Consider the following 23088-nt stretch of genomic DNA (forward strand, 5'->3'; position numbering starts at 1 on the left):
GCTTTGGCAGGGAATGCTGCATTTTCTGCCAGAGCCTCGGGGATGGATGAGGGATGACAGGATGATATTAAAGGATATATGGTTGGATGTGAAAGCGGTTCAGGCGCGGGACCCGGCGGCGCGGAATGCGCTGGAGGTGCTCCTTTTATACCAGGGTGTCCATGCGCTCATATGGCACCGGTTTGCCCACTGGTTTTATAAGCATCACATGTTTTTTATCGCCAGGCTGATCTCGCAGCTGGCCCGGTTCTTTACGCTGATCGAGATCCATCCGGGAGCGGTGATGGGCCATGGGATACTGATCGACCACGGCTGCGGCGTGGTGATCGGCGAGACTACTGTGGTCGGCGACAACTGCACCATCTACCAGGGGGTGACCCTGGGAGGCGTGGGCTTAAACAAGGGCAAGCGCCATCCCACCCTGGGCAGCAATGTGACCGTTGGTGCGGGAGCCAAGATCCTGGGTGCATTTGAGGTGGGGGATAACTGTACGATCGCTGCCAACGCGGTGCTTTTAAAGCCCCTTGAAAATGACACAACGGCAGTCGGGATACCGGCCCGTCCGGTGAAGGTGGCAGGCGTGCCGGTCCCGAAAAAAGATAAGCCGGTATCCATGGAGCATTATTGCAGGATGGAGAGCCGGGTGGAGGAACTGGAAGCAGAGCTTAAGAGGCTTCAGGAGCAGTTGGAGGCGGTAAAAGATGAACGCGCAGGAAAATAATCAGGCCGTCCGCTGCCGCGATATCGAGCGCAGCATTATCAAGCAGTTCCGCAAGGAGATCTGGCGTCCGTTTGTGAAGGCACTCAATGAATACGATATGATAAAGCCGGATGATAACATTGCGGTGTGCATTTCCGGCGGTAAGGATTCCATGCTGCTTGCCAAGTGCATGCAGGAGATCCTGCGCCATGGGAAGATGGAGTTCGGTCTGAAATTTATCGTGATGGATCCGGGCTATCATCCGGCCAACCGCAGGCTGATCGAAGAAAATGCAGCTCTTATGGGGATTCCCATCCACATTTTTGAATCAGACATTTTTGATTCCGTGGTGGATGCGGGCGGTTCGCCCTGTTATCTCTGCGCGCGCATGCGCCGGGGGAATCTCTATGCCAATGCGAAAGCTCTGGGATGCAATAAGATCGCGCTGGGACACCATTTTGACGATGTGATAGAGACGATCCTCATGAGTATGCTCTACGGGGCGCAGGTCAATACTATGATGCCCAAGCTGCACAGCACGAATTTTGAGGGTATGGAGCTGATCCGGCCGCTGTATCTGGTCAAGGAGCAGGATATCCTTGCCTGGAAGGAGTACAATCATCTGCGTTTCCTCCAGTGCGCCTGCCGTTTTACAGAGCAGATCGCGAAGGAAAAGGCCCTGGAGGAGGAAGTCCATACCTCAAAACGCCAGGAAATGAAGGAGCTGATCAACCGGTTCCGGCAGATCAACCCCCATATTGAGACCAATATCTTTAAGAGCGTGGAGAATGTGAACCTGGACGCCTGTATCGGGTACGTGAAAGATGGAGAGCGGCATCATTTTCTGGAGGAATATGACCGGAAGGACAGGGAGGCTGGAGCAGAGCTTCTCTGATCTCTGGACGCTGATAATCCTTCTTTTATGGAGCGATCACAATCTGGTTCCCATTGTTACCAAATACCTCGTAATATTCCGCCGGGACTTCCTCATCTGTCAGCAGATGGTGGATGCGCTCGGTGGGAGCGTAGGTCAAAAGGGAGGAGATGCCTATCTTTTTATGGTCTGCCAAAAGGTAGATGTCCTGCGCACATTCTGAAGCAGTGCTCTTTATATAACATTCCAAAGGCGTTGAATTGGTAGCACCCCGTTCTAAGGAAAATCCGGTGCTGCTCATGAACGCCTTTTTGAAATTCAGGGATTTCAAATATTCCGTGGAAAATGTATCTACAAAAGAGTAGGAACGCTGGTAAAATACACCCGGAAGCACGATCAGGGTGATATTCGGCTTGCGGATGCACGCTTCTATGATGTGGCAGGAATGGGTGATGACCGTGCAGCAGACCGTATCAGGGATGTAGTTGGGAATCTGCTTTGTAGTTGTGCCGGAATCAATAAATACGATATCATCCGAACTGATATAAGATGCGGCCAGACGCGCAATCCGGTCCTTTCCATCGGGACTTGCCACAGCACGGTCGGCGTCAGTGTAAAAGACACATGCGGAGTTGTCCACAGTGACGCCTCCGTATATTTTATTGATATAAGGTTTTTTTGCAAGCTCATCTACATATTTTCTGACCGTGTTCATGCAAATGTTAAACTTGCTGCTCAGTTCTTTTAAAGTTACAGTCTGTTTATTTACAATATAGTTCTCCATATCCCGGAGTCTGGAATCTTTCATCTCTGATATCTCCAAATATTTAATTTATTACTATAACAATATCATATAAAACACAAAATTACAACTGCTGCAGGTGTAAATATGGTATCAGTCAAACAATAAAAATGGTATATTTGTTATATTTAATAATTTTAACTCAAATATAACAGTAATTATTCTGGAAAAATATGAAAAAAGTGAAAAAATACCAAAGATAGTGCTTGAAAAGCTCAAAAAATGTGATATAATATACACACAACATAACAAATATACCATTTTCGGAAATGGCAGGAAGGAGGTTAAGATGAACATAGTTGGCATTACAGCCTGTCCAACAGGGATTGCTCATACGTACATAACAAAAGAAAAGCTTGAAGCGGCGGCGAGAGCAAGGGGACATGGCTGCAGGATTGAAACCCAGGGCAGTATTGGTGCGGAGAACGAGCTTACGCCGGAGGAGATTAAAGCGGCAGATGTGGTTATTCTGGCGGTGGATGTAAAGATATCTGGCGAGGATCGTTTTAAAGGAAAACCGACGGTGAAGGTTCCGACAGAGACCGTGATGCAGAATGCCGGGGGGCTTATTGAGACGGTGGAAAAGAAACTGAAGGCTGCGGGAAGGATTTAGAAAACAGGGGGGATTTACGATGAAATTTAAAATTACTACAGTTAAAAAGCATGTTATGACCGGCGTGTCGTTCATGATCCCGCTGGTAGTTGGATCCGGGCTCTGTATGGCGATCGGCGTTATCCTGGGCGGGCCTAATATTAAGGACGTGGAAGGTTCGTTTCTGAATTTTGTGTACAGTGTAGGCAGCAGAGGACTTGGGATCGTTGTGCCGGTGATCTGTGCGGCGATCTCTTATTCGATCGCGGATAAACCGGGCATTGCGCCGGCGTTGATCGTAGGATACATAGCAGGGGATATCAAGGCCGGGTTCCTTGGAGGTATCGTAGGCGGATTTTTTGTGGGTTACTTTGTGAACTGGCTGAAAAAACTGCTGAAAAATGTGCCTGGCGCGCTGAAGGGGCTGGTGCCGATTTTATTGATCCCGTTGATCGCAACATTTACCTGTACCATTATCATGCGGTATGTGATCGGGGTTCCGATTGCTGCATTTATGGATGTGCTGACAAGATTTTTGCAGAACATGCAGGGCGGAAGCAAATTCCTCTTCGGTGTAGTGCTTGGAGGATTTACGGGAACCGATTTTGGAGGGCCGATCAACAAGACGGCCAGCCTTGTAGCAAATGGATTTATGGTGGACGGCATCTGCGAGCCGGAGGCAGTCAAGCTTTTAGGATGTATGATCCCTCCCATGGGGATTATTGTTGCATACCTGCTTGGAAAAAAGAAATTTACAGTGGCGGAGAGGGAAGCGGTCAAGGCCTGTTTCCCCATGGGAATCTGCATGATCACGGAGTGCGTGATTCCGCTGGCTATGAACGACTTGTGGCGTGTGGTGCTTTCCAGCGTAGCAGGCTGCAGTATTGCGGGAGGCGTCAGTATGCTGATGGGAATCCAGGCTTATGTGCCGCATGGGGGATGGTTTATCATACCCACGATGAATAAGCCCCTGGCTTATGTACTGTGTATGATCATCGGGTCAGTGATTATGGGGGTACTGCTGGCTGTGCTCAAAAAGCCGTTGTCGGAGACAGAGCTGAACGGCGGGCTGGATCTGGGCGCGGATGTGCTTCCGTCTGGCGGGTCCTCTTCTCTGGATGACATTGACATTATCAATTTGTAGAAAAAGGCAAGGGAGAACGCGTATGTTGATGAATTTGAAACAGATGCTTGAGGTGGCGGAGGAGCATGATTTCACGGTCGGGGCCTACAATGTGACAGAGAGCAGTATGTTCCGCGCAGTGACGGAGACGGCGGAGCGGCTGCACGCTCCTGCTGTCATCGCCGCAGCCACCAATGAATTTGCTTTCGCCGGAAGCGAATTTTATACATATGTAGTAAAGCGTCTTTCCGGTTCTGACAATCCGTTTGTGCTTCATCTGGATCATGCCCACACCTTCCAGGAGTGTGTTCAGGCGGTACAGGCCGGATTTACCAGCGTGATGATAGATGGTTCGCTGCTTCCCTATGAGGAGAATGTGGAGCTGACCCGGAAGGTAGTTGAGATGGCACATTCAGCAGGGGTCTCGGTGGAGGCTGAGATCGGCACCATAGGGGCGAACATGGGGACGGAGGAAGCTGACGGAGTGGAAGGGATTACTTATACCGATCCGGCGGATGTAGTTGATTTTGTGAGCCGGACGGGAGTAGATGCACTGGCGATCGCTATCGGTACGGCGCATGGACAGTATCCAAAAGGGTATGAACCGCGGCTGCAGTTGGACTTGATCCGGGAGATCAGGAATTTGACAAAGGTGCCTTTAGTCCTCCATGGCGGATCCAATAACCCGGATGAAGAGGTAGAAGAAGGATGCCGTATGGGGCTGCGGAAGGTCAATATATCCAGTGATTTCAAAGTGGCGTATTACCGCAGCATTCAGAACTATCTGAATGAGACCAATGATTTCTATCCTGCCAATATCCTGCCACACGGAATGCAGGAGGTGGAAAAAGTTGTTTCTCATAAAATGCAGTTATTTCACTGCATAGACACCGCTCGCTATTACAGATGAGCGTCTGTCGTTTACCAAAGCGGGGCCTGATTGCCGCAGGTCCCGCGCCCCCTCTTTCGGCCTTTACACATATTTTCAAAGACACCCACATAAACTTACTGTAAAAGATGGTTCCGGGCACTCTGACCAGACGGCGCCGGAATCAAATCTGGAAGGTAAGGTGGGTGCTTTTTCTATGCTGGAACTGGTGAAACAGAACATACATATGAACCGGTGGAAGAATCAGGTAAATACCCAGGTGACTCTGGACGATGATTTCATTGTGCCGGATACCATGAGCGATATTGCGCAGGTGATCCTGGAAGCGGGGGAGATCCAGCTTGAGCCGGTGAAGACCCAGGCGGAAAAGGTGGTGGTCCGCGGCAAGCTGGATTTCCATGTATTATATCGGAAAGAGGAGGGCGGTCTGCAGACGCTGGGCGGCATGATCCCATTTGAGGAGACCATCAACGTGCCGGGGCTGGAGGAAAAAGATTTTGTCAGCGTTTCCTGGCAGCTTGAGGATCTGGATGCGGGCATCATCAATTCCAGAAAATTGAGCATAAAAGCAGTGGTGACACTGGAGGTAAAAGTAGAAACGCTTTTTGACGCGGAGGCGGCTGTAGAGCTGGGGGCCGTACAGGACAGCGGCAGCAGCGAGCCTCAGATCGAGACCCGCAGGCAGTCCATGGAGGTGGCGGCGATCGCCCTGCGGCGGAAGGACACCTACCGGCTCAAGGAGGACATCACCCTGTCCGGCAGTAAACCGGCCATCGACCGGATCCTGTGGACGGAAATGCGTTTAAACGGCGCAACGACGCGTCCCTTAGACGGCAAGATCCACTTAGAGGGCGTCCTGATGATATTCGTCATCTATGAGGGGGAAGGGGAGACGGAGACCATCCAGTGGGTGGAGGAGAGCATCCCGTTTTCCGGCGAGGTGGAGATGCAGGGAGCGGTGGAGGAAATGATCCCGGCCATTGACCTGCGGCTGATACATAAGGGCATTGAAGAAAAGCCCGATTACGACGGGGAAATGCGGGAGCTGGACGTGGATGCGGTGATCGAACTGGACATCCGGCTGTATGAGGAACAGGAGCTGGAGGTGTTGAGCGATCTTTATGCCACCAACCGGGAACTGACCATGGAGACCGGGGAGGCGTGCTTTGACCAGATATTGACCCGCAATACGGGAAAATGCAAGGTTTCAGAAAAGATTGAGCTGGGCGGCGACCAGCGCGTTCTGCAGATCTGTCACAGCACCGGCGCGGTGAAGCTGGATGAGGTTGAGACAAAGGACGATATGCTGGTGATGGACGGCGTGCTGGAGGTGAACATCCTTTACTTAACGGATGATGACAGCCGTCCGGTCCAGTCGGTTACAGAGCCGGTCCCATTTCATTATGAAGCGGAGGTTCCCGGAATCCGGCCGGACAGTATCTGGTATCTGGAAAATGGCGTGGAGCAGCTGACCGCCGTCATGGTAGGCGGAGAGAACGTGGAGGTGAAGGCGGTTCTCGTGCTGGATATGCTGGTGCTTCAGCCGGTGTGCCAGCAGGTGATCAAACGGGCGGAGATCGCGCCGTTAGATACGAAAAAACTGCAGCAGATGCCCGGGATCGTGGGATATCTGGTGCAGGAAGGCGATACTTTATGGGAGATCGCCAAACGGTTCCACACGACGGTGGACAATATCATGACCACCAACGGCCTGTCGTCCGATGTGATCCACCCCGGAGACAGCCTGATCCTGGTAAAAGAAATTACCAGGCAGTAGCGTGAATGAAAATCAGGCTATAAGGGAAATACTAAGCCCTGGATATCTGACCAGGCACACTTTCAGCAACTGCGGTATATGATAGAGTATGGCAACCCGCATCCGGCTGGTGCTTCAGATAGATCAGGGCAACCTGGGCGCCATCCGTGTACTTGCAAGCACGGATGACGCCTACATAGATTCATGCATTTGCAGGCACGGGTGACGCAAGTGCAGCTTTTGTGTGTATTACCGGTCATCACAGGCCTTTAAAAATAATTTCAGCAAATCCAGCGCGTATCTGCGTTTCTGTTCGCTGCAGGTTCCCAGCATATTAAGGACCGTTTCCTGTGTTTGCAGCATCTCAGGCGTTCTCGCCGAATAATCATCCTGATAACCATAGATCAGATAGTCGAGAGAAATATTGAGACTAGACGACAGCTTAAGCAATGTATCAATGGACATGCCGCAGGTTCCGCGTTCAATATCCTGGCAGTACTTGTAAGCACGCCCTACCTTTTCTGCCAGTTCTTCCTGGGTCAGCCCCAGTAAAATGCGCCTTTTTCGGATCCGTTCCCCCACTGCAATACGATTGTATAATTCCATATCCTAATTCCTTCCATAAGAGCTAAAAACAAGTTGCGATAAAAGTCCATCGAGATACTATTATCTGCTATAAAATCAGAGGCAATACACCTGTTAATAACGTAATATAAACACCTGTTTTAAACGCAAAAATTATTGACTGGGTAAAAGAAACGTGTTAACATAGTTACATGGATTTGATAATCCTCAATTGCAAAGCAGATTTGTAAGTGGGGGAAAAGGAGGAAACTGTATGAAAGGTTTTAAGAGAAAGCTGTCCTGGCTGCTCATCTTGTCGATGATATTGGGACAGGCGTCGTTTTCATCCCTTGCGGATTCGGATGACGACGACTATGACGACACGGAGATTGTGTTGATCAACGACTTGTTTGGAGGAAGCTCCGGAAGGATGGGAAGCGCACGGACAGGAGTGGCGGTGCCGGAATTTAAGGATGTCAAATGGAATGAGCTGGCATCTCCCAGCGTGACATGGGAGGAGGACAGTGAAAGTACTGCCTATTACGCCAACGGCAAAGCAGTCACCATCATTGCATCCGGTTCCAACACCTATATTGTGGAAGACGCCAACGGTGCATTTACAGAGGTGAATGGGAGTAAGACCAGTTATGTATATGGAGGGGCGACTGCGTCCAATGCCCAGATCAGGTCAACAGACATCACACTGCAGGGCGGAAGGGTCAATACGATCATTGGAGGCAACAAGTATGCCGGTACGATCGATCAGGTAAAGATCACGATCAACAGCGGCGGCGCAGGAGTGGTATATGCCAATGCCAGCTCCGGTGCAGGAAAGACCGGCATCGGTGATATCAGCGGCGCATCTTCCTATGCAGCTCGTCAGGACCGGACTGTGAAACATGCGGAGATATCTGTATATGGCGGCTCTGTCAGCACACTGCTGGCTGGAAATGCAGGTTACTCTTATACGGAGGATCTAAAGATCCAGATCGCAGGCGGGAAAATCGGGGCGACCACCGCGGATGAGGATAACAGATGGGGCGTATTTGCAGGCGGCGCCAATGGTGAAGTGAAGAAATCCACTGTGATCGTGGATGGAGGAGACGTGAGCGCCTTATCCATCGGGCAGCGCGCATATGTGCAGAAGGCTGCTTATGAGCTGAACGGCGGTAAGATCGGAGAGATATACGCAGGTTCCTGGTATCCGGGCGGCGAACGCTTTGAAAACTATGAGAAAGGAACCAGTCGCGGGAATTTCCATTATGGTAAAGCGGAAAAGATGGATATTTCCATTGGACAGGGTGTAACATACAACGGTCTGTATGCAGGCTTCCATCTGCTGGATTCAGAGCGGGAAGGTGCTTTGGAATGGCTGGAAAAAGGCGGTTACGGATTCGTGACGGAGAATTATTACGGCAGTTCCAATAAGCCGGCGGTTACAGTTTCCGTAGGAGCATCCCCGGTGGAGGAACCGGGGGTCAGCGACTGGCTGGACGGCAATGACATGATCCATAATGGATTTGATGCTTCAAAAGAATACAGCGTCTATATGACGCTGAATCTTCCGAAGGTCACAGCAGAAAATGCGGCAATAAAAGTCGCAGACGGGGAAGTGGCAAAAGGGACCGCTGGGGAGATGTACATACTTCCGGGCACAGAAGTGAGCGTTATGGCAGATGAAGCGGAACAGGATCACAAATTCAGCGGCTGGGAATTTGCCGGCGCGGATCTGTCGGATGAGTTTAGCGGAAAAGAAAAAGAAGTGATTTTCACAATGCCGCAGGGAATGTCTGATATTATACTGAAAGCGCTTTACGCAGAAAAGGGACTGGTTCTGGATACGGAAACCCTGAATCTGGATCTGTATCAGAACAGTGGGGAAATGGATCAGGCAGACATTATGATCGAGGAGTCCGATTATGCGACGCCCAGCGTTGCGGATTATGATAACTCCGTTATTTCCATAGATGAGATCAACGAGGACGGAACAGTAAGCGGCTGGAGGGTCACTGCCCTTAAGACAGGAGAGACAACCATCACATTTACCGCGGCGGACAGCTCCAGAATCCTGGCAGAGGTTATGGTTACAGTAGTGGACACCACCCCGGAGCTTAAGGTAGAAGGCGGCAGGATCACAGCTGTAGACGGGAATCCGGTATCTGGAGGGATAACAACCGGGAATTATCCGGAAGGCGCGGACATAACCTTGAGCCCTGATACACTGCCGGATAAGATATTTACGGGGTGGAAAGTGACAGGAAGCAGCGGCGCATCGGTTGATGGTGAGAATATACTGGTGATGCCGGACAGCAGCCTTACTGTGACGGCACAGTACCGGGATAAAGTATTTAAGCTGGCAGACGGGACAAAAGAAGAAGTGAACCTGAATGTGGACCGGGCAGAGACCAATACGGACAAGACGCCGGACACCTATACATTCAGCATTGAGACTGACTATGGGACTGAAAGCATTAAGGTATACAGCGCAAACGAAAAATATGCGGCGGTGAGCATCAATGAGGACGGCTCCTACACTATAAAAGCGGTTAGCGCAGGGATAACTACGATCCTGGCAGCCCTGACAAAAGATAATGGTAATATGACCATGATAGGCATCACGGTCAATATCGCCGATACGGCCAAAAAGACTGAGGCCGGAAACGGAAAAGCAGATATCAACGCAGACAATGCGCAGATTGAGCAGCCGAAAACGCCGGATGGTATGGACGCTGAACAGGCAGAAGAACTGGAAAACGAAGCAGAGGTAAAGACACAGGAAGCCATAACCAGCCTGGTGACAAATGAGGCGGCAAAAGAAGGTGTCAGTGGTTTTGATCGGATCGGTGAACAGGCTTTGCTGGAAGCGGGAATACCGGCAGGCTCCAGTGTGGTGATCTATCCGAAACAGGAGCTTAAAAAGATTGAAACCGTGTTTGAGGAAACTAAAACCATAGATCCGGTGACAAAAGAAGAGACTGTTACCTACACTCCGGTAGTTAAAAAGGTTGTATTTGATATCAAGCCTTATGCAGCTTCCCATACCGGAGCAGGGACAGAGAAGCCGCTCAACAACCTGCGGGGCAGCTTCCGGTTCAGAATCCCGGTTCCCTCTGCAGTCAGCGCAAGCGCAAGATACGCGAAGCTGACCCATACTTCCGATAAGGGCGGCGTAGTATCAAATAACCAGTACCTGGCGATCCGGGAAGAGAACGGACATAAATATGTGGATGTGACAACTACACATTTCAGCATCTTTGAACTGGAGTTTACAGCCAGCAAACCGTTCGACGGATATTCCGGAGGCGGCGGTGGAGGCGGAGGAAGCCGGACCACAACCGTTACGGGCAAATGGATTCTGGACGCAACGGGCTGGTGGTATCAGTACGCGGACAAAACCTATCCCGCAAATGGTTGGGCCTACCTAACCTATACGACCAATGAGAACCGGTGGTATCATTTTGATGCAAACGGCTACATGCAGACTGGCTGGTTCACCGATACGAACGGACACCGGTATTACCTGCATGCGGTTTCCGACGGAACCATGGGCCATATGTATACAGGTTGGCATGAGATCGATGGAAAATGGTATTATTTCACCGTTGCAAAGACGGAAACCAATCCGGTCGGGTCTCTTCTGGTCAATGCCGTAACCCCGGACGGGTATCAGGTGGGCGCGGACGGAGCCAGGGTCCAGTAGCAATATGCAATTATGAAATACGGATTATCAGTTGCGGTTTAGCAATTGAGACAGTGGGATCAGAAAGCTCTGTGAATCGGCTGAGGGTGGCCGATCACAGGGCTTTTGTTAGTTTTTAATGTGCTACAGATAAAATAAAATTCGCTATGTCGTTCATATGAGTTTACTTAAAATACCTATTCTGATAAACTATATCCAGGATAAACAAGTGTATAGGATGATTTGTTATAGGGGGGATTACATGAATATAAGTAAATTGACAGCAAGAGATGATAAAAGCTGTTTTTTAGTGGACGTAATTGTGGCAGATTTTTGATTGAATTATTAATCATACCACTTACAATTGAATTGTGCATATTTTCATATAAAGAATATTGGGAAATATATCGATCCATAATTTCTAGAACTATTCGCTTGGTAAAAGATAATTGAATTACACTTAACCGGAAGTTATTTATTGGCAAAATCAAATAGATGATCAATTTATAGATAACAGAAATTATAATTTTAAAATTGAGTCGGATTTTTGTTATACTTGTATATTACTTGCGATGTTTGCAATGATTGTAAGTAGAGCAGAAATTTTTATTTATTAACTTTAACATCTTAATTAAATAATAATGAGTCTAAGAATAATAAATATTTATTTTGGCAGAGAACAGATATGAAAAAGCACCAGATAAGCAAGCGATACGAATAAATATATTGCGCCAGAAGACAAAGTTATTATTGGCCAGGAAGAATTTGAACCTAGAGATGAAGAATTGGAGTTTGCAGGAGCTATATAAGTTAGATATGAAAAATAAGATTACAATATTTTGAGTGATTTTTAGCTGATTTTTATTCGCTACTAATCTTGAGGATTTCCATACGCTGTGGTAGGATTTAAGATAGTTGTCGAAATGACACATCCACAAGAGGGAGCAGAAACGATTGTGAAGTATTTGAGAGAGAAACTATTTATCGCAGCGGCGGCCGCTGTGCTGTTGTCGCCGCTTTTGCTGGCCGGGACGGATGGACGGTTTGCCTTCCACGGCGTGGAGAATAAAAAGGAATTTCCGCAGATCACGGCGGATTCCCTGCTTAGCGGACAGGCCCAGACAGCCTTTGAGGAATATGTGCAGCAAAATTTGCCGGGAAAACCGTTTATGGTGCGCCTGCGCAATGAGATCACGTTTTCCCTGCTGGGGACTGTTTCTAATAATAATTACAGTATGAACCGGGACAGGAACCTGTTTTCCTGGGAGAATGTCAGCTATTATCTGCAGTATTTTGCGCCGGTGTCTGAGGAAGGGGCCGGAGAGCTGGTGGGGAAGCTTGAGCGGCTTGAGGCATTGCTTGAGAAGCAGGGAAAGCAGCTCTATCTGTTTATCACGCCCTGTAAGGTGCGCTATATGGAGGACGAGCTGCCCTGGGTGGACAAGGTGATGGCTCCTGAGCGGCAGGACGGGAACTATGAGCGGCTGACGGCGGCCCTTTTGGGGAGCGGGCTTAAGTATTTTGACAGCATTGCCTATATGGAGGAGCACCGGCAGGAGTTTGACAGCCGGGTTCCGCTGTTTTACAGGACGGGGCTTCACTGGTCCGTCTATGCGGGCAATGTGGTGGGCGCGGCCTTCGGGGATTTCCTGGAGGAAAAGAGCGGGTATAACTTACCGGAGATGGAGGTTGCCGCGAAGCCCTGTGAAGATCCGGTTTACCCGGACGCGGATTCTTTTGAGGTGTTTAACCTGCTGCAGAAGCCATATGATTCCTACTATGAGCCGGTGTTTACCGTGACGGATGAGACTACGGACGCTCCGGGGATGCTGTGCCGGGGCGGCAGTTTTATGGGGCAGAGCCTGGCGGCGCTCACCCGGAACCATTATTTTGGAAAAAATGTGTCCATAGAAAATAAACAGGTTTTCACCGATGAATTTGCCAATACGGTGGGATTTGACAGCTATGACCAGTTGGATCTGAAGGAGTATTTTAAAGATATTGATATTGTGATCCTGGAGGTCAATGAGACGGCGGTCTCGGAGATGAGCTTTGGATTTATTGATTATGTGCTGGAGCATCCGGAGTTATTGGAGGAATAATCATGGTATTTTCATCACCTGTATTTTTATTTTTGTTTCTGCCGTTTACCCTGCTGCTTTATGGAGTGGCGGCGAAGACGGGCAGCATCCGCGTGAAAAATGGCGTGCTGCTGTTTTGTTCGGTGTGTTTTTATGGATACGGCGGGCTTTCCTATCTGGGGCTTTTGTTCCTCTCGGTGCTGGTGAACTGGATCGTGGGTATCATGCTGGAGAGGCAGGAAGACGGCGGACGGCGGAAGCTTGTGTTTATCGCCGGGATCGTCTGGAATGTGGGGATCCTGGTGGTTTTTAAATACTTAAATTTATTGGGGGATTCGGCTGCATGGCTGATAGGTACGGTGACGGGCGGTCAGGTGGAGTCTGTGATTCCCAATATCGTGCTGCCGATCGGGATCTCCTTTTTTACGTTCCAGATCATGTCTTACGTGATCGATGTGTACCGGAAACAGGTGCCCTGCCAGAAAAGCCTGATGGATCTGGCGCTGTATGTGATGCTGTTTCCCCAGTTGATCGCGGGGCCGATCGTGCGATATATCGATGTGGAGCGGGAGATCGGAAACCGAAGCTCCAGGCTTGAGGATGTGTACGAAGGCGTATTCCGGTTCCTGGTGGGATTTATCAAGAAGATCCTGCTGGCTAATGCCATGGGGAAGGCGGCGGATCTGGCGTTTGCCAAGGATCCGGGTGTGGGGATGGTCTATGCCTGGATCGGGATCGTCTGCTACGGGCTTCAGATCTATCTGGATTTCTGGGCCTATTCTGATATGGCGATCGGGTTGGGAAGGATATTCGGATTCCATTTCCGGGAGAATTTTGACAATCCTTATTTATCGAAAAGCGTCAGTGAATTTTGGCGCAGATGGCATATCTCGCTGTCCTCCTGGTTCCGGGATTACGTGTATATCCCGCTGGGAGGGAGCCGGTGCAGCCTGGGGAAAAACTGCCGGAACTATCTGATCGTGTTTGCCCTTACGGGCATCTGGCATGGGGCCAGTTGGAATTTCCTTCTGTGGGGGCTTTATTTTGCGGTGTTTCTGATCCTGGAAAAGATCGGGGTTAAGAAGGCGCTGGAGCGGATTCCGGCAGTTTTACGTCGTATGTATACGCTTTTTGTGGTTGGGATCGGCTGGGTTCTGTTCCGGGCGGATAACCTGGGGCTGGCGGTCGGATATCTGGGGGATATGTTTTCCGGAAAGCTGGTCGGGACCTATGACCGGGAACTGGCGGAGCTGGTCGTGGGAGGTAAATTTATCCTGCTGTTTGTGGTTTCCGTCCTGTTCTGTACGCCGTTTTTTACGAAGGCGCATGAAAAGCTTAAGGAAAAGGGACTGGCTGCTGTTTCGGATACGGTAGTGGCGGTGTTATTCTTCCTGGCGGTCTGCGAGATGATGGCGAGCGGCTACAATCCGTTTATTTATTTCAGGTTTTAGAAGAGGATATGAAAATGGAGACGAATTACATGTATCTTCTGGAGTGCGCCGACGGTAGCCTGTACTGCGGCTGGACCAACCATCTTGAGGAGCGGGTGCGGGCACACAATGAGGGACGGGGCGCCAAATATACAAAAAGCCGGAGGCCGGTGACGCTGGTTTACTATGAGGAGTTTGCCACGAAGCAGGAGGCCATGCAGCGGGAGTGGGCGGTGAAGCAGTTGGACAGGAAGAAGAAGAGGGAGCTGATTGACGGGCAGAGGATAGCGGGCTTATGACCCCGCAGGGAGGTACAGATGGAGAAAGCCAATGTATTGGTCATGGGGAATTCAGGCACGGGAAAGAGCACGCTGATCAATGCGGTGTTCAAATTCGACCGGGCGAAAACGGGGGACGGCCCGGCGGTCACCCGGGAAATGGCGATCTATGAGAATGATCTGGTGCCTTTTCGCGTGATTGACACGAGAGGGCTGGAGTATGGGCTGATCGAACAGATGAAGACCAGGAACGCCATTAAGAAGTGGTCTAAGACCAGCGTGAAGTCGCAGGACAAGAAACGGTATATCCATTTGATATGGTATTGTCTGGATGCGACATCGAAGCGGGTGTTTAAGAAGAATCTGGAGACGCTTAAAAATGTCTCGAAGTTATGGAAGGATATTCCCATCATTGTTGTTCTGACGAAATCTTATTCTCAAACGGAGCGGGTGGATAATGAGGCGATGGTTCGGGCGGCTTTGGACAATTATACGAAAAGCAGTTTGAATGTGAAGGGGATCGTTTCGGTGGTGGCGCGTCCATATCGGATCAATGATGAGGTGATCGTGCCGCCGGTGGGGCTTGAGGATCTGATTGAGATGACCAATCAGGTGATGCCGGAGGCGCTGCGGCTGAATGAGACGGCGGTCTCTGCGCTTCAGATGCGGATCAGGCGGGGGAATGCCAATGCACTGATCGGTGCCGCGACGGTCAGCGCGTCTTTGATCGGTGCGATTCCCATACCGATCGCGGATTCTGCGCTGTTGGTGCCGCTGCAGTCAGGGCTGGTGATCGGGATTGCAAAGATTTATGGAGTGAAGAAGGATGATTCGGGGGTTAAGGATATCGCCGAGATCGTGGTGCAGAGCGGGATGGTGTCGGTGGGCGCAAAGACGCTTTTGTCCGGGTTAAAGGCGATCCCGGGGATCAATATTGCGGCGGATCTGTTGAATGCGGCGGTGGCGGGAGTGATCACGGCTGTGGTGGGGGAGATCGCTGCCACGGTCATGGAGAAGATCGCCAGGGGTGAATTGAGTGCGGAGGATCTGGATTGGGTGAAGAAGTTTGCGGACAGCGAGTTTTCAAGGTTGATCGCCGGGTATCTGGGGGGACTTGGTAAGGAGTTGAATGGGAAGGACGCGAAGGAGATTGGGAAGGTGATTGTTCGGTTGTTTGAGGGGAAGAGGAAAGGGTGAGGTGATGCGAGAGGTCAACGCTACGCTGGACCGCGGGGAGGGGGGCCGGGCGGGGAAAGTTTGATGGGGTACTGGCGGGAGTTCGCGGTGCGCGCCACCTCCATTCCGCTTCGCTCCATGCCCTCTGTGCGCTTTCACACTAGGCTCGGAAGACCTCGCCAAGTGTTCAATGCGTCGGTCGCGCGGGCTTCGCCCTATGAAAAGCCAGGTAAATAAATTACCGGAGATGAGCAAGCTCCCCTCCGGTAATTTATCTACCCGTCTTTTCGCACCGCTAAGCTACATACGCGTACATCATAACATAATGGCACAAACTGCCGCCCATGACGAACAAATGAAATATCTCATGTGAGCCAAAGTTTTTATGCATTTTATTAAATATCGGCAGCTTTAAAGCATAGATGATTCCACCCACCGTATATATGATGCCCCCGGCCAGGAGCCAGTAAAAGGCGGTTCTGGGGAGGGAGGAGGTGATCTTGCCGAAGGCCAGGACGCAGACCCAGCCCATGGCGATGTAGATCAGGGAGGAGAACCATTTGGGGCAGGTGATCCATAGGGCGTTGATGAGCATGCCTACGACGGCGATGCCCCATACCAGTGCCAGCATGGTCCAGCCGGTGCGGTCGCCCAGGACCAGTATGCAGATTGGAGTGTAGGTGCCGGCGATCAGCATGAAGATCATCATATGATCTACTTTCCGCAAAACCTGGTTGACCTTTGGGGAAATGTCCAGGGTGTGGTAAATGGTGCTTGCTGCATAGAGCAGTATCATGCTGATGATAAAGATGGTCACGGAGAGTATGTGGGTGTAGCCCGGCGCTTGCGCCGCTTTGATGATCAGTGGGGCAGAGGCAAATAACGCCAATAGCATACCGATAAAATGAGTGAGGGCGCTGCCTGGATCTTTAACTTTGAATTTCATAAAATGCCTCCTTTATGGATCTCAGAACGTTCTTTGGATGACGTTCCTGTCGATTTGAGTTTTAAAAACTTTAATATGTAGTAATCAAAACTACATATAACTGTTTAGTATACTATACATCTGTTGGAGAAAAAATGCAAGGTTTTTTAAAAAAGAATCATTAAACTTTGATAATCAAAGTAATGACCTGGAATATTTCTGATCTATGTCAGAAAGAAACTTTTAATCAAAAGAAAAGCGGAGGAAAAAACATGCTGCGCATTTTATATGAGGATGAACATATGATTGTGGTGTGGAAGCCGGTGGGGATGGAATCCCAGTCCAGCCGTGGTTTTGGGGCGGATATGGTCAGTGAGATCCGGCGGCATATACACAAGTTATCCACAAAGACATCCCCAAAAACCGGAGAACCCTATGTGGGAGTTATCCACAGGCTGGATAAGCCGGTCAGCGGCGTGATGGTGTACGCCAAGGAGAAGAAAGCCGCTGCGGTCTTAAGCAGGCAGGTGGCGGAAGGGAAGATGAAGAAGCGTTATTTGGCAGTGGTTTGTGGAAAACCTGTGGATAATGTGGAAAACTATGTGGATTATCTGTTGAAGGACGATAAAATGAACGTATCCCGGATTGTGGATATGGGGATAACCGGGGCGAAGCAGGCGGAACTTATCTGCCGGACGCTGGAGACAAAGCAGGTGGAGCCATATGGACTGCTGTCTTTGGCAGAGATCGAGCTGCTGACCGGGCGACATCACCAGATCCGCGTGCAGATGGCAGGCCATGGACTGCCGCTCTGGGGGGATAATCGGTATAATCCGCAGTTTGGCGGGACATGCGGCCCGGCAGGAGCGCCTGGCAGAGCGCCGTCAGTTCCATTGGCTGGACTTATCCACAACGGATCACGGGGACATTTGGCGGAGCCGGCGGCCAGTGTGCCTCCAGTCCCGTCCGTCCGCAGCCGTGCGGATGTCGCCCTTGCGGCATACCAGCTCACCTTCGCCCACCCGGTGACGGGAAAAACCATGACATTCCGGCAGGCTCCGGACGGAAAGATCTTCCGGGAATTTCATATACCTCAATAAACTGTGGAAGCGAGACAATATAAAATTACATCGCATAAAGCTGCTGAATATAAAGCTACTCAACATAAAGATACTTAACATAAAAATACCCAACATAAAAATATCCGATATAAAAATATCTGACAAAAAAATACAGGGGGATGAAACATGGACATACTCGAGACCAATCGAAAAAGCTGGAATGAAAAAGTAAAACAGGGGAATCCCTGGACACTGCCGGTAACGGGCGAGCTGATAGAAAAAGCCCGCGGCGGGATATGGAGCATCGTTGTGACAGCCACGAGACCGGTTCCTGCAGGGTGGTTTCCACCTGTCCGTGGAAAAGATGTTCTGTGCCTGGCATCAGGCGGAGGACAGCAGGGGCCTGTTTTGGCGGCGGCAGGAGCTAAAGTAACCGTGCTGGATTTTTCAGAATCACAGCTTGGGCAGGACCGTATCGTGGCAGAGCGGGAGAATCTTGATATTCGGACCGTATGCGCGGATATGCGTGATTTGAGCATGTTTGAGGACCGGCAGTTTGATCTCATTATCCATCCGGTCTCCAACGTATATATTCCCGATATTCAGCCGGTGTGGAATGAGGCATTCCGCGTATTAAAAGAGGGCGGGGTCATGATCAGCGGATTTATGAATCCCGTGTTTTACCTGTTTGACTGGGATCTGCAGGAGGAGGGGATCCTGCAGGTGAAGTATCCGATCCCCTATTCCGATCTGGATCATCTCACGGAAGAACAGAAGAGTGACCAGGAAAACGGCGCGATTGAGTTTGGACATACCTTGGAGGCACAGATCCAGGGCCAGATGGAGGCGGGATTTTATCTCACCGGTTTTTATGAAGATACGTTCGGCGGAGAAAGGCTGCTGGATCAATATTGCAGTTCCTTTATAGCAACCAGGGCAGTGAAACCGGCAAAACAGCGGTAGAAGCGGTAGAACAGGGCATATCCAGAAAAGGCAATCCATGTCAGATTGTCGATATCTGTTGACGCAGGCACAGATTTTCTTATATAATGGGTAAGAATTTGAATTCATAGTAATATACTATGGATAAAATTTCCCAAAAAGGAAATTGAAAAAGCTTTTCAACTGTAGGGATACAAAACAGTTCTAAAGCAGCGTGAAAACAGATGGAGGTAAGGAAATGAACAACAAAGCAGCAAAGAGAGAAAAGCTGACGTGGTTTGCCAGATTTTTGAATATAGTTGAAACTGCCGGCAACCGACTCCCCCATCCGATTACCATGTTTGCCATCCTGGCGGTGGCAATCGTATTGATTTCCGGTTTGTGCGCGGCACTGGGGGTGTCGGCTACCGGGGAAATGATTGATGCAAAGACAATGGAAGTATCGGAACAGACCATCACGGTAGTCAGCCTGATGAACCGGGAGGGACTGGCCTATATGCTCACCCAGGCGGTGAACAATTTTACAGGATTTGCACCTTTGGGCGTGGTGCTTGTGACCATGCTTGGGGTGGGATGCGCGGAGGGCAGCGGATATCTGTCCGCCCTGATGAAAAAAGCGGTGTCCGTGACGCCAGCCATGATCGTGACACCGATGCTGGTATTTTTGGGCGTCATGTCCAATGTGGCCTCGGATATCGGCTATGTGGTGCTGATCCCCATCGGCGCCGTGGTATTTATGGCATACGGAAGGCATCCGCTGGCAGGACTGGCGGCGGCGTTTGCGGGAGTTTCCGGGGGATTCTCCGCCAATCTGCTGATCGGCACCTTAGATCCGATGCTGGCAGGCTTAAGCACGGAGGCGGCCCGTATGGTGGACCCGGCCTATGTGGTGCAGCCTACGGCCAACTGGTATTTTATGATCGTGTCCACGGTGGTCATTGTGGTCATCGGGACCCTGGTGACGGACCGGATCGTGGAACCGCGCCTGTCGGCCCACCGGCATACCGGTGAAGATGTGGAGACGGCCACGGCGCTGAGCGGGCAGGAAAAAAAGGCCCTGCGGCTGGCGAATCTGACTCTGTTCGGATTCATTGCAGCGGTGGCGCTTTTGGCTCTGCCGCAGAACTCATTTTTGAGAAATGCAGAGACAGGGAGCCTGATGAACAACTCCCCGTTCATGGATGGTCTGATCATTCTGATCGCTCTTCTGTTCTTCTTGCCGTCCGTGGTATATGGCAGGGTGTCGGGCAATTATAAGGATGAGAAGGATGTGTGCAATCAGCTTGGCGTCAACATGTCCGCCATGGGAAGCTATATCGCCCTGGCCTTTGTGGCGGCCCAGTTCATCAGTTACTTTAACTATACGAAGCTGGGGTCCGTGCTGGCCTTAAAGGGCGCGTCCTTTTTAGAGCAGGCGGGCGTTGGCGGGCCTGTACTGATGATCTGTTTCATCCTGTTCTCAGCCCTGATCAATCTGGTGATGGGATCTGCCTCCGCCAAGTGGACGATCCTGGCGCCGGTATTTGTGCCCATGTTCATGCTGCTTGGCTACTCACCGGAGCTGACCCAGGTGGCGTACCGCATCGGCGACTCCTGCACGAACCTGATCACCCCCTTAATGACGTACTTTGCCATGATCGTGGTATTTGCCAAAAAGTACGACAAGGATTCCGGCATCGGAACCCTGATCTCCACCATGCTGCCCTACAGCCTGTTCTTTATGATCGGCTGGTCGGTGCTTTTAGTGGTATGGATGATGCTCGGGCTTCCGCTGGGGCCGGGCGCGGCCATGACATTCTGAGGAGTTAGGGCTGCTCCACTATGGTGTAAGCTTATTCTGCGCTCTCCACTCCCTGGGGGAGATCCCGTACACATTTTTAAATGCTCTGGAAAAATGGAGCTGGCTGGGGTATCCGACGGCGTTGCTGATATCCCGGATCGCCAGCTCTGTCAGCTTCAACAGCTCCGCCGCCTTGCTCATGCGGTAGCTGATCAGGAATTCCTGGGGGCTTTTGCCCGTTGCATCCCGGAAGATCTTTCCAAAATAACTCCTGTTTAAATTACAGAAAGCGGCAATATCCTCAACCGAAATATCATTCTGGAAGTTCTGTTCAATAAAGGACAGGGCTTCTTTTACATAGAAGTCCCGCATCTTCCCGCTCTGGAGAAGCTTGCGGGAGGCACAGGAGCGGGTCAGATAATCCAAAAACAGGTACAGATGCCCGATCAGGTGATAGGGGGACTGGTTTGGATTCTGAGCGATGTAGAGCATCTCGTTCTTTAACTGGGCCGTCAAGTCCCGCGCGTTGGAGTGGTAGACCGGATGATCCATATCCAGTCCCGCAAGCTCTATGGCTTCCTTCACCCGCAGCCCGTCGAACTCCAGCCAGGTGTACTCCCAGGGATGGTCCTTGTCCGCGTAATAGGTGTTCACCTGCTTGGGAAAGATCATAAAGCCTTCGCCGCTCTTGATCTTGTAAGTGTTGGTGATCCCCCTGGAATCGGTGGACTGGAGCGTGCCGGTTCCGGAGATCACATAGTGGAACAGATAATGGTTCCTGGCATAAGGGCCATAGGAGTGCAGCGGTTCACATTCCTCCCACCCATATTGATATAAACCAAGGTCAACAAACCGTTCATTTGGAAAAATAGAAAACATCATATGGTCCATAAAGCATCTCCCTTGTCACGAAAATCCACATAATCTGCAATAATCATCCCTATTATATACCAAAATGCGTCCTGACATCAACCATAAGAGAGAAAAACAGCATTTTGGTATATAATCCACAAAATCCATACATTTACTCTGAGCTTTGCAGATAGTATGATATCCATGTAAAGCATTACCGCGCGGGTAACCAGTAGGAAACAGGGGGTAGATATTATGCTGAAATGGAAGAAACAAAGCATTGCCGCAGGACTGGCGGTCCTGATGGCTTCTTCGGCTTTAAGCGGATGTGCAGGCGCCGGACAGGACGGCAAGGTCAGCCTGTCCTTTCAGATCTGGGATAATGCCCAGCGTGGAGGAATGCAGGCCATAGCGGACGCCTACATGGCAAAGCATCCCGAGGTGACGGTGGATGTACAGGTCACCAGTTGGGATGAGTACTGGACCAAATTGGACGCCGCGGCGGAATCAAACCAGCTTCCGGATATATTCTGGATGCATACGAACCAGATCTTGAAATACGCAGATTACGGGATGCTGGCAGATGTGACGGATCTCTATGACGATGTGGACCCGGATTATTACAACAAGCATTATTCCGAGATCTCCCAGGACAATGCCAGAGGCTCCGACGGCAGGATGTACGGTGTGCCGAAGGATAAGGATACCATAGGCCTGGTCTACAACAAGGTACTGTTCGACCAGGCGGGAGTCGCCTATCCGGATGAGACCTGGACCTGGGACGATCTGTGCAGCGCTTCCGCAGCCATCTATGAGAAGACCGGAAAATACGGTTATATGGCTTATGCGGACGACCAGCTCGGATACTGGAATTTCGTGTACCAGGCCGGCGGGTATATTTTAAACGAGGATAAGACGAAGGCGGGATTTGATCAGCCGGGTACGAAAAAGGGCATGGAATTTTATATCAATCTTCAGAAAGAACCCTGGTGCCCGGATCAGAATTATTTTGCGGAGACCAACCCGGGCACGGCATTCGCCTCCGGGCAGGGAGCCATGTACTTAGAAGGCAACTGGAACCTGATGTCCATGATGGAGAACAACAAGGATATCGAAGGCCAGTGGGACATCGCGGTGCTGCCCAAATGCCCGGATCCGGTGAGCGGGGACGGAAGGGCTACCATTTCCAACGGCCTGTCCTACGCTACCGGCGCAAAAGGGAAAAAGCTCTCCTACGCCCTGGACTTTCTAAAGTTCTGCGGTTCTGAGGAAGGGCAGCGGGTACAGGGAATGTCCGGCGCGGCCATCCCTGCCTACATAGGGCTTGAAGATACCTGGATCCAGGCGTTTGACCGGTTTGAACACAAGCTGAGCGTGGAGCACTGTGTAGAGATGTTCCCTTACGGCGTGCAGAGCGTCAACAATGCATCAAGGCCTAACTGGAAGACGCAGGTAAATGATATTCTGCTTAAGATCTACAGCGGCGAGCTGACCCTGGAAGAAGGGCTGGCGCGGATGCAGAAACAGGTTGACGAGGCGAAGGCGCCGTAAAAGGTTGACGTCTAGAGCGCTCAAGAACAGGAG

19 protein-coding genes are annotated in these 23088 nt (G+C 50.6%); 15 read left to right on the forward strand and 4 right to left on the reverse strand.

The genetic code is table 11. The features are described 5' to 3' along the window. Positions 1 to 46 precede the first annotated feature (46 nt). Together cysE and AB1I67_RS07650 are read left to right on the forward strand one after the other, a co-directional pair. Positions 47 to 721, forward strand: a complete 675-nt coding sequence (gene cysE, locus AB1I67_RS07645) for a serine O-acetyltransferase (protein ID WP_367029278.1) — start codon at positions 47 to 49, stop codon at positions 719 to 721. Further along, positions 702 to 1595: an ATP-binding protein gene (locus tag AB1I67_RS07650; RefSeq protein WP_367029279.1), complete on the forward strand. Its 894-nt coding sequence runs from the start codon at positions 702 to 704 to the stop codon at positions 1593 to 1595. The genes cysE and AB1I67_RS07650 overlap by 20 nt, the downstream gene beginning before the upstream one ends. Before the next feature lie 25 nt (positions 1596 to 1620). Here AB1I67_RS07650 and AB1I67_RS07655 read toward each other — a convergent pair whose 3' ends face one another. Continuing rightward, positions 1621 to 2382, reverse strand: a complete 762-nt coding sequence (locus AB1I67_RS07655; RefSeq protein ID WP_367029281.1) for a DeoR/GlpR family DNA-binding transcription regulator — start codon at positions 2380 to 2382, stop codon at positions 1621 to 1623. A gap of 283 nt (positions 2383 to 2665) precedes the next feature. On the opposite strand from AB1I67_RS07655, the gene AB1I67_RS07660 reads away from it, so the two are divergent. The 4 genes from AB1I67_RS07660 to AB1I67_RS07675 all read left to right on the forward strand — a co-directional run bounded on the left by AB1I67_RS07660 (position 2666) and on the right by AB1I67_RS07675 (position 6757). Further along, a complete protein-coding gene (locus AB1I67_RS07660) occupies positions 2666 to 2989 on the forward strand; it encodes a PTS fructose transporter subunit IIB (RefSeq protein WP_367029282.1) in 324 nt (107 codons plus the stop codon). 19 nt (positions 2990 to 3008) lie between these two features. Next, entirely contained in the window at positions 3009 to 4112 is a 1104-nt protein-coding gene (locus tag AB1I67_RS07665; protein WP_367029283.1) for a PTS fructose transporter subunit IIC, read from the forward strand. Positions 4113 to 4134: 22 nt separating this feature from the next. After that, positions 4135 to 5001, forward strand: coding sequence for a ketose-bisphosphate aldolase (locus AB1I67_RS07670; protein ID WP_367029284.1), 867 nt, complete (start codon positions 4135 to 4137; stop codon positions 4999 to 5001). Positions 5002 to 5176: 175 nt separating this feature from the next. Further along, complete coding sequence (locus AB1I67_RS07675; protein ID WP_367029285.1) at positions 5177 to 6757, forward strand: SPOCS domain-containing protein; 1581 nt, start codon at positions 5177 to 5179, stop codon at positions 6755 to 6757. Positions 6758 to 6985: 228 nt separating this feature from the next. On the opposite strand, the gene AB1I67_RS07680 is transcribed toward AB1I67_RS07675, so the two are convergent. Further along, positions 6986 to 7342, reverse strand: a complete 357-nt coding sequence (locus AB1I67_RS07680) for a helix-turn-helix transcriptional regulator (RefSeq protein ID WP_367029287.1) — start codon at positions 7340 to 7342, stop codon at positions 6986 to 6988. Between the two features lie 232 nt (positions 7343 to 7574). Here AB1I67_RS07680 and AB1I67_RS07685 point away from each other — a divergent pair, with 232 nt between their 5' ends. The 5 genes from AB1I67_RS07685 to AB1I67_RS07705 all read left to right on the forward strand — a co-directional run bounded on the left by AB1I67_RS07685 (position 7575) and on the right by AB1I67_RS07705 (position 15965). Continuing rightward, a complete protein-coding gene (locus tag AB1I67_RS07685; protein WP_367029288.1) occupies positions 7575 to 11000 on the forward strand; it encodes a hypothetical protein in 3426 nt (1141 codons plus the stop codon). 935 nt (positions 11001 to 11935) lie between these two features. Further along, positions 11936 to 13081 (forward strand): hypothetical protein, encoded by a 1146-nt coding sequence (locus tag AB1I67_RS07690; protein ID WP_367029289.1) that lies wholly within the window; start codon positions 11936 to 11938, stop codon positions 13079 to 13081. Between the two features lie 2 nt (positions 13082 to 13083). Further along, positions 13084 to 14511, forward strand: a complete 1428-nt coding sequence (locus AB1I67_RS07695; protein ID WP_367029290.1) for an MBOAT family O-acyltransferase — start codon at positions 13084 to 13086, stop codon at positions 14509 to 14511. A 14-nt stretch (positions 14512 to 14525) separates the two neighbouring features. Further along, the gene (locus AB1I67_RS07700; protein WP_367029291.1) at positions 14526 to 14789 is read left to right on the forward strand and encodes a GIY-YIG nuclease family protein; all 264 of its coding nucleotides are present in this window, start codon (positions 14526 to 14528) and stop codon (positions 14787 to 14789) included. Between the two features lie 18 nt (positions 14790 to 14807). After that, positions 14808 to 15965 carry a GTPase gene (locus tag AB1I67_RS07705; RefSeq protein ID WP_367029293.1) on the forward strand — a complete coding sequence of 386 codons (1158 nt, stop codon included), beginning with the start codon at positions 14808 to 14810 and terminating at the stop codon, positions 15963 to 15965. 274 nt (positions 15966 to 16239) lie between these two features. On the opposite strand, the gene AB1I67_RS07710 is transcribed toward AB1I67_RS07705, so the two are convergent. Beyond that, positions 16240 to 16890, reverse strand: a complete 651-nt coding sequence (locus AB1I67_RS07710; RefSeq protein WP_367029294.1) for a hemolysin III family protein — start codon at positions 16888 to 16890, stop codon at positions 16240 to 16242. A 251-nt stretch (positions 16891 to 17141) separates the two neighbouring features. Here AB1I67_RS07710 and AB1I67_RS07715 point away from each other — a divergent pair, with 251 nt between their 5' ends. The 3 genes from AB1I67_RS07715 to AB1I67_RS07725 all read left to right on the forward strand — a co-directional run bounded on the left by AB1I67_RS07715 (position 17142) and on the right by AB1I67_RS07725 (position 20673). Further along, a complete protein-coding gene (locus tag AB1I67_RS07715; RefSeq protein WP_367029296.1) occupies positions 17142 to 17969 on the forward strand; it encodes an RluA family pseudouridine synthase in 828 nt (275 codons plus the stop codon). A gap of 147 nt (positions 17970 to 18116) precedes the next feature. After that, complete coding sequence (locus AB1I67_RS07720) at positions 18117 to 18893, forward strand: methyltransferase domain-containing protein (RefSeq protein ID WP_367029297.1); 777 nt, start codon at positions 18117 to 18119, stop codon at positions 18891 to 18893. A gap of 217 nt (positions 18894 to 19110) precedes the next feature. Next, the gene (locus AB1I67_RS07725; RefSeq protein ID WP_367029299.1) at positions 19111 to 20673 is read left to right on the forward strand and encodes an AbgT family transporter; all 1563 of its coding nucleotides are present in this window, start codon (positions 19111 to 19113) and stop codon (positions 20671 to 20673) included. Positions 20674 to 20691: 18 nt separating this feature from the next. Here the strand turns inward: AB1I67_RS07725 and AB1I67_RS07730 are convergent, their stop codons facing one another. Continuing rightward, entirely contained in the window at positions 20692 to 21543 is an 852-nt protein-coding gene (locus tag AB1I67_RS07730; protein ID WP_367029300.1) for an AraC family transcriptional regulator, read from the reverse strand. Between the two features lie 216 nt (positions 21544 to 21759). Between AB1I67_RS07730 and AB1I67_RS07735 the strand changes: the two genes are divergently transcribed. Next, positions 21760 to 23055, forward strand: a complete 1296-nt coding sequence (locus AB1I67_RS07735; protein ID WP_367029301.1) for a sugar ABC transporter substrate-binding protein — start codon at positions 21760 to 21762, stop codon at positions 23053 to 23055. The last annotated feature ends 33 nt before the right edge of the window (positions 23056 to 23088 follow it).

Source organism: Clostridium sp. AN503 (genome assembly GCF_040719375.1).
GTDB lineage: Bacteria > Bacillota > Clostridia > Lachnospirales > Lachnospiraceae > Brotaphodocola.

Coding starts and splice junctions, on each gene's coding strand:
- AB1I67_RS07650 (WP_367029279.1), top strand. CDS start 702: ATGAACGCGCAGGAAAATAATCAGGCCGTCCGCTGCCGCGATATCGAG.
- AB1I67_RS07705 (WP_367029293.1), top strand. CDS start 14,808: ATGGAGAAAGCCAATGTATTGGTCATGGGGAATTCAGGCACGGGAAAG.
- AB1I67_RS07670 (WP_367029284.1), top strand. CDS start 4,135: ATGTTGATGAATTTGAAACAGATGCTTGAGGTGGCGGAGGAGCATGAT.
- AB1I67_RS07660 (WP_367029282.1), top strand. CDS start 2,666: ATGAACATAGTTGGCATTACAGCCTGTCCAACAGGGATTGCTCATACG.
- AB1I67_RS07700 (WP_367029291.1), top strand. CDS start 14,526: ATGGAGACGAATTACATGTATCTTCTGGAGTGCGCCGACGGTAGCCTG.
- AB1I67_RS07680 (WP_367029287.1), bottom strand. CDS start 7,342: ATGGAATTATACAATCGTATTGCAGTGGGGGAACGGATCCGAAAAAGG.
- AB1I67_RS07695 (WP_367029290.1), top strand. CDS start 13,084: ATGGTATTTTCATCACCTGTATTTTTATTTTTGTTTCTGCCGTTTACC.
- AB1I67_RS07720 (WP_367029297.1), top strand. CDS start 18,117: ATGGACATACTCGAGACCAATCGAAAAAGCTGGAATGAAAAAGTAAAA.
- cysE (WP_367029278.1), top strand. CDS start 47: ATGAGGGATGACAGGATGATATTAAAGGATATATGGTTGGATGTGAAA.
- AB1I67_RS07725 (WP_367029299.1), top strand. CDS start 19,111: ATGAACAACAAAGCAGCAAAGAGAGAAAAGCTGACGTGGTTTGCCAGA.
- AB1I67_RS07710 (WP_367029294.1), bottom strand. CDS start 16,890: ATGAAATTCAAAGTTAAAGATCCAGGCAGCGCCCTCACTCATTTTATC.
- AB1I67_RS07730 (WP_367029300.1), bottom strand. CDS start 21,543: ATGGACCATATGATGTTTTCTATTTTTCCAAATGAACGGTTTGTTGAC.
- AB1I67_RS07675 (WP_367029285.1), top strand. CDS start 5,177: ATGCTGGAACTGGTGAAACAGAACATACATATGAACCGGTGGAAGAAT.
- AB1I67_RS07735 (WP_367029301.1), top strand. CDS start 21,760: ATGCTGAAATGGAAGAAACAAAGCATTGCCGCAGGACTGGCGGTCCTG.
- AB1I67_RS07715 (WP_367029296.1), top strand. CDS start 17,142: ATGCTGCGCATTTTATATGAGGATGAACATATGATTGTGGTGTGGAAG.
- AB1I67_RS07685 (WP_367029288.1), top strand. CDS start 7,575: ATGAAAGGTTTTAAGAGAAAGCTGTCCTGGCTGCTCATCTTGTCGATG.
- AB1I67_RS07655 (WP_367029281.1), bottom strand. CDS start 2,382: ATGAAAGATTCCAGACTCCGGGATATGGAGAACTATATTGTAAATAAA.
- AB1I67_RS07665 (WP_367029283.1), top strand. CDS start 3,009: ATGAAATTTAAAATTACTACAGTTAAAAAGCATGTTATGACCGGCGTG.